Origin of the sequence: Kribbella sp., assembly GCF_035687465.1 — a bacterium.
Taxonomy (GTDB): Bacteria; Actinomycetota; Actinomycetes; order Propionibacteriales; family Kribbellaceae; genus Kribbella.
This window is the reverse complement of sequence record NZ_DASRXP010000585.1, coordinates 1-11524: the sequence shown is the minus strand read 5'-3', so window position 1 is coordinate 11524 and position 11524 is coordinate 1. Positions and strand designations below refer to the sequence as shown.

Genomic DNA, 11524 nt, shown 5'->3' with positions numbered 1-11524 from the left:
CTGGGCTTCCTTCTTCACCGAGACGCCGACCAGGCCGCTCTTCAGGGCGGTGGTGAACGCGGCCAGGTTGCGGTCGGCCGGCATGACCTTCTCGAGCGTCGCCGTCGATTCGGCGATGATCGGTACGCCGAGGGCGGTGTTGCCCTGGATCAGCAGGTCCTGAGCCGCCTTCTGCGTGCTGGCGAACTCGACGAACTTCTTGGCGTTCTCGGCCTTCTTGCCGGTCGCGTTCTTCGCGATCGCCAGGCCGCCGACCTCCATCGGGAACCCCTTGCCAGGCACCGGCACCAGCATCCAGTTCGGCTTGCTGAACTTGGCGAAGTCAGCGACCGTCCACGGACCGAAGTCGCTGAAGGTGGCCAGCCGGCCAGCGGCGAACCACTGCGCCTGGTCCTGGCCCTCGATGTCCACCGAGGTCGGCGAGTACTTGTCCTTTTGCATGTTCACCACGTACTGCGCGGTCGCCACGCCGGTGGGGTCGCCGAAGGTACAAGCGGTCGCGTCGGCGTTGTAGTAGCTGCCGCCGGAAGCGGTCAGCCAGCCCCGGTACCAAAGGTTGCTGGAACCGAACACCCGCGCCTTGCCCTCACCGTGGGACAGCTTGGCGGCGACGTTCCGGAACTCCTCCAGCGTCATCGGAGTCGTTGCGCTGGGCAAGGGAACGCCCGCTGCCTTGAAGGCGTCCACGTTGATCGCCATCACCTTCGGCTTCGCGGTGAACGGCGTCGCGTAGTACTTGCCCTCGACCTGCATCGACGAGGAGATGTTCGGCTGGATGAACTTGCCCGGGTCGACCTGCTGCTCGGCGAAACTCGGCGCGAACCCGGCCAGGCTGGTGTTGCTGATCTCCAGCACGGTGGACTGGGTGCCGGCCGCGATCGAGGTCTGGATCTTCTGCTCGTAGTCGGCCTGGATCCAGTTCGTCGTCACCTTGGTACCGGGGTTGGCCTTCTCGAAGGCCGCCGCGATCGCCTTCAGCGAGGCGGCCTCGGAGTTCGTGCCCCAGAACGAGAAACTGATGTCCCCGTTCTCGTCGGCGCCGCTGTTGGCGGCGGGCTGGCTGCCGGTCGCGCAGCCGGCGGCGAGGAGGAGTGCGGCAAGCCCGGCCCCGACCGGGATCAGGCGGTTGAAAACCTTCATGAGGGGTCCTTCGTCTGAGAGGTGACCCGGGCGGTCCGGCCGGGTTCGAGGGTCCTGACGCCGGCTGATCCGACGGCCACCGTCAGCGGCCCCGGCCCGCTGTGCACGGTGATCTCTGTCGACTGCCGGGCAACTTGGGTGATGCGTAGGTCCCACTCGCCGATCCGCACGTGGTCGGCGCTCAACAGCCCGATGTCCGCGGGCAGGTGGGAGTCGATGGACAGGTACGCCGACGCGGCGTCCGGCACCAACCCGAGCAGTCCAGCCACCAGGTGCTGGACGACGGTGAAGGAAATCTCCGGATAGTCGTCCCGGCTGTCGATGAGGTGCCGCAGCCAGCGCCACGCCGACTCGTCACGTCCGTGCCGGAAGAACACCTCCGGCAGATAGCTGAACGCCTCGATGTTGGCAGGCGGCCGTAATTCCAACTCCTGCTCGAGGTAGTCCAGGAACCGCTCGTTCTGTACTCCGTGTCCGCTCAGCCCCGTCATCGGCACGATCCAGTGCGACTCGAGTCCCCAGGAGAACTCGAGCCCGTTCCGGCTCAGCCCCCGGGCGAACCGGCCCAGCGACTCGTCCCACCAGTTCCCCTGGAACTCCGCCTGGATCCGCTCCGACCGTTCGAGAAAGCGCTCTCTCTGTGCCTTGCCGACGCCGCGATCCTTGCCGCGTTCTTTGCCGAGGGCACGCAATGCGGCGTAGTGCAGGGCGAGCCCGTCCCCCGCGATGATCAGCGGTGTCTCGGGATCCTGCTCGTTGTAGGTGGCCGCACCGTCGAAGAGGTCGCCGGTGCCGGGTGCCTCGGGGATGCCGTCGCCGTCGCTGTCGTGAGCGGCGACGAAGTCCTCGACCGAGCGGAGGTAGTAGGCCGCCAGGTCCGGGTCGTCGATCCAGCGCCGGTCGCCGGTCCAGTCGTACTGCTCCAGCGCCCGGTAGGTCAGGTCGAACACCGCGGGGATCTCCCGCACGAAGTGCTCGTCGCCGTGGTAGTCGAGCCCGGCGATGCTCCCGTCGAAATGGAACGCCCACAGCGGGTACCACTTCCGCCCGGACGTGCTCGAGCGGGCGAAATGCCGGATCATCGCGAGGTTCTCCGCGTCCAGCCCGAGCAGATGCGCACCGGTCGCCTGGTGGCAGACGTCGCGTGAGTAGAACATCGGCCGGGAGGGGTAACCGGCCCAGTACGACGGCAGGTTGCCGGCCGCGGCATCCGTCTGCACCCACTCCAGCGCCCGCTTCCGGGCCCAGGCGAAGGCGTCCTCGACGTAGCCGAGATCCGAGGTGACAGCCAGGTCTGACATCGCGGACGCACCTTTCACACAATCGACTATTAGCGCTAAAACTAGCACTGGGTCCGCATTCGTCAATACCTTCGGAGGTATCGATTTTACCGCTATAGTCGGTGCTCTACAGTGAGCTCATGAACGGGAGTTGCCGATGACGTCCGTACCGCCCGGGGCCAGTTTCGAGGTCCGCTCCCCCGACGGCAGCCTCCGCCGGACCGGCTCGGTCTCCTCCCCCGGGACTGCAACGGTGACCGAGCTGCCGGCCTCCGCGCCGGGCGTGCTCGCGTACGAGATCGCCACTGACGACCTCGGCGCGGGGCCGATCAGGATCCGCTGGACCTGGCCGGTCGATTCCGCCGCCACGCTGTGGACCGCGACCCAGGGCTCGCACCGCACGCTGCCGACCGACTGGGGCTCGCATCGCGATATCCGCTCGGTGCGCTCCGCCCCGGTGGCCTCCTTGGTCGGGACCGACGATCTCAGCCCGTGCACGATCTCGCTGTCGTCGAGCGTCCGCGGCTGCGACTTCGCGGTCGGGGTGAACGAGGAGACCGCCGAGCAACTGGTCCAGCTCGCGGTGGACGACGTCGAGCCGACTGACGGCAGCTATCGCTTCACCTTACGGATCGACCTGCGCGGTCTGCACTTCGCGGAGGCGCTGCGGGACGTCACCGATGCGTGGACCGCCGAGCTCGGCGACCGGATCGCGCCGGTGCCCGAGCTCGCCCGGCAGGCGATGTACTCCACCTGGTACAGCGATCACCAGCACGTCTCGGCGGAATCAGTCGAGCACCACGCCCGCGCCAGCGCGCAGTACGGGTGCAAGGCAGTCATCGTCGACGACGGTTGGCAGACCGAGGACACCGCGCGCGGCTACGCACACTGTGGTGACTGGGAGCCGACCAGCAGCACCTTCCCGGACATGGCAGATCACGTACGCCGCGTCCACGAGCTCGGGCTCGACTACGTGCTGTGGATCGCGCCGCCGTTGATCGGGGCGCATTCCAAGGCCTGGGAGCGGTTCAAGGACCGGACTCTTGGCTACGTCGACGGCCTCAGCGCGTGGGTGCTCGACCCGCGGTATCCGGAGGTCCGCGAGCACATCGTCGAGTGCTGCGTCCGACCGGTGCGCGACTGGGGCATCGACGGGCTCAAGATTGACTTCATCGACTCGTGGGCCTGGGCCGACCCGGAGCCGGCTCCCGACGGCGACTGCGAGACCGTGGACGAAGGCGTCGAGCTGATCCTGGCCGCCGTCACCAGCGAGCTCCGCAGGCTGCGCCCGGATCTCCTGATCGAGTTCCGGCAGGACTACGTGAACCCGCGGCTGTGGCAGTTCGGCACCTTCCTGCGCGCGGGCGACTGCGCGATGGACGCAGTGGAGAACAGGGTCCGCACGGTCGACAGCCGGCTGCTCGCCGGCGACCGCGCTGTCCACTCGGACATGCTGATGTGGCGCCCCTCGGCCACCCCCGAAGCGGTGGCGCAGCAGTTCATTGGGGTCATGTTCAGTACTCCGCAGGTCTCCGTCGAGCTCGGATCGCTGGCCCCCGAGCACGATCGGGTGGTGCGGTTCTGGCTCGGGTTCATGAAGGACCACGCCGACACGCTGTTGCACGGCGTACTGACTCCGTCCCGGCCCGACGCGCGCTACACGCAGGTCGCGGCGGCGTCACCGGAGACCACCGTGGTTGCCGTTTTCTCCAACCCGGTGGTGCGTTTGACCGCAGCAGCCGCGGTGATGCTGCTGGTCAACGGGGGCGACCGGCCGGGCCTGATCCTCGAAGGTGCTGGGGCTGGCCCTGTGCACCTCGTAGTGTCTGACTGCTCAGGCGTCGAGTTGTCCCGTACTACGACCACCCCGCCGGCCGGCCTCTGGGCGGTCGACGTACCGGTCGGCGGCGTGGCGCGGATCGAGCAGGTTCACTGAGGGGGCTGGATGGCGAACGAGCGTAAGAAAACTCTGGTCCACCGCAGGACGACCGTGGCCGACGTGGCACGCCTAGCCGGAGTGTCGGCGATGACGGTGTCGAACGTGCTGAACGCGCCGCACCGGGTCAGCGACCAGACGGTCCGGACCGTGCAGGCCGCGATCGACGAACTCGGCTACACCCCCAACCACGCGGCGCGGGCGCTGTCGTCCGGCCGCAGCCAGGTGATCGGCCTGCCGCTCTACCTCGAGGACGACGCGTTCAGCGATCAGAACCCCGGCCTCGGTGGTTTCCTGCACGGCCTGCTCGGCGGTCTGGTGAAGGCCGCGGCGACCTCCGGGTACGGCGTCCACGTGACGACGCCGACCGAGGGCGCGACCGAGATCGCCCTGTACGAGAAGCTGATCGCGGCCCGTCAGGTGGACGCGATCGTCGTCCTGGAGACGATGCCGCGCGATCCTCGGCTGGAGTTCCTCAGCTCCCGCGGGTTCCCGTTCGTCGCCTTCGGGCGGACCGGTCCTATCCAGCGGCAGTGCTGGGTGGACGTCGACAACGTGGCCTCGATGGCGGCGATCGGCCGGCATCTCCAGTCGACAGGGCGAACCCGGGCCGTCTACCTCGGGACCAAGAGCAGTCTGCCCTGGGTGCATCAGCGGGAGGAAGGGTTCCTGCAGGAGTTCAGTTCGCCGCACTCGACGCAGTCGTTCGACGACCTGGACGCGGTTGCGGCGTACGTGGCGTCGACGCTCGACTGCGACAACCCGCCGGACACCTACGTGGCCGACAACGACGCCTTCGCGGTAGTGGCGATGCGTGCACTGCAACGACGTGGCGTCAAGGTCGGTCAGGACGTTGCCGTCACCGGCTTCAACGACTTCCCTTTCGCGAGCATGCTGGACACGCCGTTGACGACCGCACGCATTCCACTGCGCGACATCGCCGGCTGCCTGTTCTCGCGTGCACTGCGGGAGATCAGCGGCGAGCCGGACCAGCCAGGTCAGCTGGTCATAGCTCCCCTGGTTGTTCGATCGAGCGCTTGAGGGCCGTCTGCACGAACCGCGCGACCCACGGCGACCGATTGCCCGCCTGCCACACCACCACAGTCTCGTACTGCGCGACGTCGGTCACCGGGCGATACACGATGTCCGGCCGGCCGTTCCTCCGCGCCAGCGAGGTCGGGACCAACGCCACCGCCTGGCTGAAAGCGATCACCTCCAGCAGTTGCGAGCTGTCCTGCACCAGCGGTCCGTCGACCGGGTTGTCCGGAGTGCTCGACCAGAAGTTGCTCTGGGCATCGTTGGAACCTGGCCACCGCGGTGTCGGCAGGCCGGCCAGATCCTCGGCGGCGAGGGTCTCCCGGCCGGCCAGCGGATGACTGGCCGGCAACGCCGCCACCCGTGGTTCGACGACCAGCAGTTCGGACTCGAGACCGTGGTCGTCGAACGGCCCGCCCAGGATCGCCACATCCGCACGACCGTCGCGCACCATGCCCTCCTGTTCACCGAATCCACTGATGGTGATGCGGATCTCGGGCGCGTCCGGCTCGGTCAGGAACTGCTCGACGATGCCATGCAGGAGCTCGGTGGACACGCCTGGCTTGGCGGTGACCACGAGAGTCCTGGCGGGAAGACCCGCGCGCTGCGTCCGGCGTACGGTCGCGTCCAGGGCATCGAGGACCTGGGCTGATTCCTTCAGGAAGGTCTCGCCGGCCGTCGTCAGCGCGATCCGCTGGTCGGAGCGATCGAAGAGGTCGACGCCGAGGCGGCGTTCGAGCTGGCGCATCGCGCGGGACAGCGGCGGCTGGGCGATCCCGAGACGCTCGGCCGCGCGGGTGATGTTCAGGTCCTCGGCGACCGCGCGGAAGTAGCGCAGTTCGCGGATCTCGGGTTCCGGCATACCGCCAGGGTATGGGGTGCTACCGGATCGGTCTTTTCTTCTCCGCTACGGGCGGGTGAACTGAAGACATGAACACGAACGAAGTCGCACTCGTCACAGGTGGCAACAAGGGACTCGGCCGGGAGATCGTCCGGCAACTCGCAACCGAGGGACTGACCGTCTACCTCGGCGCCCGCGACGCCGAGCGGGGTCTGAGCGCCCGCGACGCACTCGCGAAGGAAGGTCTGGATGTCCGGTTCGTCCAGTTGGACGTCACCGATCCGGGGTCTGTCGGCGCCGCGGTGAAGTCGATCGAAGCGGATGCCGGCCGGCTGGACGCGCTGGTGAACAACGCCGGGATCGTCGTCGAATGGGGCACGAAGGTCGCGGACATCACGGCTGATCAGCTCCGCGAGGTCTACGAGGTCAACGTCTTCGGTGTTGTCACGGTTACGTCTGCCTGCATCCCGCTGCTGCGCCGGTCTCCGAACGGCCGGATCGTCAACATGTCGAGCGGACTCGGCTCGCTCACCCTGCTGGCCGACCAGGACAGCTACTTGTCGACACAGAAGTTCCTTGCCTATAGCTCGTCCAAGGCCGCGCTCAACGCCCTCACCGTCGTTTACTCCAACGCGCTCCGCGCCGACGGCATCAAGGTCAACTCCGCCAACCCCGGCCTGGTCGCGACGGACCTCAACGCGGCCTCCGACGCCCCGCGCGGCGGCCGCACCACGACTGACGGTGCCCGCAATCCGGTCCACCTCGCCCTCCTCTCCGCCAACGGCCCCACCGCCACCTTCACCGGCGGCGGCGAGTCCCCCACGGCGCCTGTCCCCTGGTAGCTCTCAGTTCTCCGAGAGCGCTCTCCGGGCGAGCAGCATGGTGACGACGGCGCCGACGACGCCGGCCAGGCAGATCGTCAGGCCGGGCCGGATCACGGTTCCGATTGCCCCGGCCAGCGCGATGCTGACGCCCTGGATCGCCATCAGGCCACTGGTCTGGACCGTGAACAGCCGACCCCGGTACGCCGGATCGATCGCCGCCAGGATCAGCGGATCGATGCCCTGGTTGAACGCATAGCCGCTGCCCGAGATCGCGAGCAGGACGGCCGCGAGAGCGATCCCCGGTGTTGCCACGAAGGCGATCGCGGGGAGCTGGCTCAGCAGGATGAGCGGGACGACGAGCCGCCGCCTGGTTGATGGTTCGAGCCGGGTGGCGGCAAGCTCGCCCAGCACGGAGCCGACGGCGTACCCGGTGAACAGCGCGCCTGCGGCGGTCGCCGCGGCGCCGGTCTGGGCGGTGTAGGCCACGGCGAGTCCGTCGGGCATCGAGGAGAAGGCTGGAACGACCCAGGACAAGACGATCAAGCGTCTCAAGCGGACGTTGCTCAGCAGGTACTTCAAGCCGCTGAGGGAATCCTGCACCGTGCCGCCGGTGGTTCCGACCGCCGGAGTGAACGGAGTACCGAGGCCGATCAAGGCGGCCGAGGCGACGAAGGTCGCGACATCGAGGGCGAGGAGCAAGGTCGGCCCGAGCGCCGCGACCGCGATCGCGCCGAGCCCGAAACCCATCAGCACGGTCAGCTGGCCGATTGCCCTGAGCAAGGACCTGCCGATCGGGAACAGGTCGGCTGGGAGCAACTGGGCGAGGCTGGCCGCGCGGGCGCCGGCGAAAATCGGCGCGACGATCCCGGTCAGCAGGAGCAGGCCGAGGAGAGCACCGACAGGGAGCCCGGGGATCAGCATGAGGGCGATGCAGCCGGCGCTGATCAGGTCGGAGCAGACCAGCACCCGGCGGGCCGGGAAACGGTCCGAGATCGAAGAGAGCGCGATCCCGCCGAGAGCGTAGGGCAGGAACGCGCAGACCAGAACGAGGGCGGACAGCAACGGCGACCCGGTCCGCTCGAAGATCAGGATCGACAGGGCGACCTGGGCGGCGACCGTGCCGGCCATCGACACGGCATGCGCGACGAAGATGTTGCGCATCCCGGCAACCTGCAGAACAGCCCGATAGCCGGTGGTGGTTGTCGTTGGCGTACTCACGCAGAGAGCGTGCTCCCTGCCTCCCGGCCAGGAGTATATTTTCGGCCATGCCCGAAACTTCCACACTGCGGGGCTCGGAATGACGGTGTTGCGGTTCGGGCGGGGTGATGTGGTGCGGTGCCGGTTTGGGATCTCGCCGTTGTGGGAGACCATTTCCGCGGTGCGGGTTCTGCACGGCCACAAGCATCGGCCGCTCTACTCTCCCTGGGTGGCGGCGAAAGCCGAAGTGGCGGCCGGCCTCGATCTGCACATGCTGCGGGCCGTCCAGCCCCGGGCCGGCTTCACCCCTGACTTCCTCACGCCTCCTCCGAAGGCTTCCCGGGCGAGGTTCGGCACCGAGATCGCCCGCGTCCGCAGCGCTCCCCTGCACCAGGTCCGCGCCGAGCTGATCCGTTCGCGCGACGAACTGAACAATCCCGGCGGCCCGGAGATCGACCGGATGCTGGCCGATCCAGCCGGCGCGAGGGAGCGGTTCGCCGACGAGGTCGAGACCGCCTGGACCACGCTGATCGAACCGGACTGGCCGCTGATCAGCCGCGTCCTCGAGGACGACCTCGCCTACCGCGGGCAGCAACTGACCTCCGGCGGACTGGCCGAGCTGTTCGACGACCTGCATCCGACGCTGACCTGGGAAGACGACCAGCTGATCGCGTCCCGCTACCGCGAACCGGATCGTGAGCTCACCGGTCAGGGGCTGCTGCTCGTGCCCGGTGTGTTCGCATGGCCGCATCTGGTCATGGTTGTCGCCCCGAGCTACCAACCCACGGTGGTCTACCCGGCGCGTGGCGCGGCCCGCCTCTGGTCGGACGCGCCGGCTCCGCCGGATCCGTTGGCGAAACTCCTCGGCCGGACCCGCGCGACACTTCTCGTCGCGCTGGATCCTCCCGCCACCACGAGCGCCCTCGCGGCGCAGTACGGGCTGGCGTTGGCGACGGTCGCGGAACACCTGGCCGCGTTGCATGCCGCCGGCCTGGTGATCAGGCGGCGTACCGGTCATCAGGTCCATTACCGGCGGACGGACGTCGGTCAGGCCGTCATCGACGCTTCTGTCGGCTGAGGTCCCACCTCGGTGGGGTCGGGCAGGTCAGAATGCTGGGGTGACCAAGGTTCCCAAGCCGGCAGTTACCAGCACACGCCACACGCGACGGTGGCCTGCCTCGCTGGCGGTCCTGGCTGTCCTGGGGTTGCAGCTTGCCGTGCCCGCTGCGGTGGTGCCGCTGCCGCGCTGGGTGCTCCCGGCGTTGGGCGCGGCCCTGCTGGTGCCGCTGGTGTGGATGAATCCGTTCCACCTGCGCCGCGACGAGCCGTGGTTGCGCTGGGTCGAAGTGGCCCTGCTGGCTGTCCTGGTGGGGATCAACGCGCTCTACCTGGTCGGACTGATCTTTTTCCTGACCTCAGGTCAGGCGAACGACGGCGCGGTCCTGGTCAAAGCAGCCGTGCTGATCTGGACGACGAACGTGGTTGCGTTCGGCGTTTGGTTCTGGGAGGTCGACCGCGGCGGGCCGTTCGCGCGGGCCCCTGAGCACGAACACGAGGAAGAGCGGCCCGATCTGCTCTTCCCACAGATGACCTCGGACGTCCCCGGCTGGGCAGGCTGGCTGCCCGGGTTCACCGACTACCTGTACGTCGCCTTCACCAACGCGACCGCGTTCAGCCCGACCGACACGATGCCGCTGACAGCACGGCTCAAGATCCTGATGGCGATCCAGTCCATCATCGCCCTGCTCACCGTCGCCGTGGTCGCCGCCCGGGCGGTCAACGTCCTCTAGCCGGCCACCGCCGTCCATCTACTGATATCTCCCTATCGACGGCGTTGTAATGAGTGTGCGAGTGTTATGCCCATGTACAGCACTCCCGCCCGGACCAAGTCGGCCGGCCTTGGCTTCGCCATCTTCTCGGCCATCACCTTTGGTGGTTCGGGGCCGTTCGCGAAGGCGCTGATCGGGGCTGGGATCTCGCCCGAACAGGCCGCCTGGTTGAGGATTCTCGGTGCGGCCGTCCTGCTGGTCCCGCTGATGCTGATCTTCCGCGGGAGTGCCGGTCTGCGTGCCGCGCGTGCCTCCTGGCCGCAGTTGGTGCTGTACGGGCTGACCGGGATCGCCGGGTGCCAGACGCTGTTCTTCATCGCCGCCAGCCGGTTGCCGGTGGGGGTCGCGATCCTGCTGGAGTTCTCCGGGCCGGTGCTGGTGGTCGGCTGGCTGAAGTTCGGGCGCAAGGTGGCGGTGCCGCGGTCGGCGGCACTCGGGGTTGCGATCGCGTTGGTCGGGCTCGCGACGGTGGTGGAGATCTGGTCCGGGCTGCAGTTGGACCTGGTCGGTCTGCTCGCCGGGCTGGGTGCGGCCGCCTGCCAGGCGACGTACTTCATCCTGATCGACAAGCTCACCGGTGTCGCCGATCCGTTGGTGATGACGGCGGCCGGCAGCGTGGTCGGCGCGATCCTGCTGACCGCGATCTCCGCACCCTGGGCCATCCCGTGGCACGCGCTGACGGACACGATCGCGATCGGCGAGCGGTCCGCGCCCGGCTGGATCTTCGCCGCCTGGCTGATCGTGGTCAGCACAGTGGTCGCCTACCTGGCGGGCGCCGCCGCAGTCCAGCGACTGTCCGCGGCAATCGGTGGAGCAGTCGCGTACGTCGAGGTCGTGGCAGCAAGCTTGTTCGCCTGGATCCTGCTGAACGAAACCCTCAGCACCAACCAGATCATCGGCGGCGCCATCGTCCTCCTAGGTGCCTTTGTAGCCCAGTCCTCCGTCGGCAAGGTCGCCCCACCCGAGATCCCCGACACAGACACCCCACTCCTCGAAACCCCCGACCTCGACCCCGCCGACTTCGACCCCGTCGGCCGCTGAAGCACCCGACCGTCTCACCCCGATTCTGGGTGAGGTGGTTCGTGGGTTCGTTGGTACATGTGGTTCGCGGGTAGGTGTGGGTGGTTCGCGTCGCCGGGCTGCGTGATGGTGCTAGCCGCGGCGAGGTGAGTCAAGGGCGCTTCGCGGCCCTGCGGGCTCGAACAAGTTCGACCCTTGACACACCTCACCACGACCAGGGAAAGACGCAGCTACGCCCGGAGCCGCTGAGAAGTACGGCCACAATTCAGGGATTACGTCGCGGGGCGGCCGAACGCCTTCCACGGTAAGGAACCCGGCGATTTCACCCGCGCCGGCCGAATCTCGGGCAAGTTGTCGGGACCTTGAACACCAAATCGGGACCTCGGACAACAAATACCTTGTCCGAGGTCCCCACCACCTGT

The 11524-nt window shown here is 68.0% G+C and carries 10 protein-coding genes; 6 read left to right on the top strand and 4 right to left on the bottom strand.

All coding sequences use genetic code 11. The annotated features are described in order from the left end of the window. Together VFG33_RS30965 and VFG33_RS30960 are read right to left on the bottom strand one after the other, a co-directional pair. Positions 1-1140: extracellular solute-binding protein (locus VFG33_RS30965; RefSeq protein ID WP_325056529.1), on the bottom strand; the 1140-nt coding region annotated here is incomplete at its 3' end. Next, positions 1137-2441, bottom strand: a complete 1305-nt coding sequence (locus VFG33_RS30960; RefSeq protein WP_325056528.1) for a glycoside hydrolase family protein — start codon at positions 2439-2441, stop codon at positions 1137-1139. The genes VFG33_RS30960 and VFG33_RS30965, both read right to left, overlap by 4 nt. A 136-nt stretch (positions 2442-2577) precedes the next feature. Here VFG33_RS30960 and VFG33_RS30955 point away from each other — a divergent pair, with 136 nt between their 5' ends. Together VFG33_RS30955 and VFG33_RS30950 are read left to right on the top strand one after the other, a co-directional pair. Next, the gene (locus VFG33_RS30955; protein ID WP_325056527.1) at positions 2578-4356 is read left to right on the top strand and encodes a glycoside hydrolase family 36 protein; all 1779 of its coding nucleotides are present in this window, start codon (positions 2578-2580) and stop codon (positions 4354-4356) included. Positions 4357-4365: 9 nt separating this feature from the next. Beyond that, positions 4366-5397, top strand: coding sequence for a LacI family DNA-binding transcriptional regulator (locus VFG33_RS30950; protein ID WP_325056526.1), 1032 nt, complete (start codon positions 4366-4368; stop codon positions 5395-5397). On the opposite strand, the gene VFG33_RS30945 is transcribed toward VFG33_RS30950, so the two are convergent. Continuing rightward, positions 5363-6253 carry a LysR family transcriptional regulator gene (locus VFG33_RS30945; protein WP_325056525.1) on the bottom strand — a complete coding sequence of 297 codons (891 nt, stop codon included), beginning with the start codon at positions 6251-6253 and terminating at the stop codon, positions 5363-5365. The genes VFG33_RS30950 and VFG33_RS30945 overlap by 35 nt on opposite strands. Positions 6254-6321: 68 nt before the next feature. Between VFG33_RS30945 and VFG33_RS30940 the strand changes: the two genes are divergently transcribed. After that, positions 6322-7074 carry an SDR family oxidoreductase gene (locus VFG33_RS30940; protein ID WP_325056524.1) on the top strand — a complete coding sequence of 251 codons (753 nt, stop codon included), beginning with the start codon at positions 6322-6324 and terminating at the stop codon, positions 7072-7074. Between the two features lie 3 nt (positions 7075-7077). Here VFG33_RS30940 and VFG33_RS30935 read toward each other — a convergent pair whose 3' ends face one another. Beyond that, the gene (locus VFG33_RS30935; RefSeq protein WP_325056523.1) at positions 7078-8274 is read right to left on the bottom strand and encodes an MFS transporter; all 1197 of its coding nucleotides are present in this window, start codon (positions 8272-8274) and stop codon (positions 7078-7080) included. Between the two features lie 208 nt (positions 8275-8482). On the opposite strand from VFG33_RS30935, the gene VFG33_RS30930 reads away from it, so the two are divergent. From VFG33_RS30930 to VFG33_RS30920, 3 genes are all read left to right on the top strand, one after another. Beyond that, positions 8483-9331, top strand: coding sequence for a DUF5937 family protein (locus VFG33_RS30930; RefSeq protein ID WP_325056522.1), 849 nt, complete (start codon positions 8483-8485; stop codon positions 9329-9331). A gap of 40 nt (positions 9332-9371) precedes the next feature. Then, positions 9372-10043 (top strand): hypothetical protein, encoded by a 672-nt coding sequence (locus tag VFG33_RS30925; RefSeq protein WP_325056521.1) that lies wholly within the window; start codon positions 9372-9374, stop codon positions 10041-10043. A gap of 72 nt (positions 10044-10115) precedes the next feature. Further along, on the top strand, positions 10116-11123 hold the full coding sequence (locus VFG33_RS30920) for an EamA family transporter (protein WP_325056520.1): 1008 nt from the start codon (positions 10116-10118) through the stop codon (positions 11121-11123). Positions 11124-11524 lie beyond the last annotated feature (401 nt).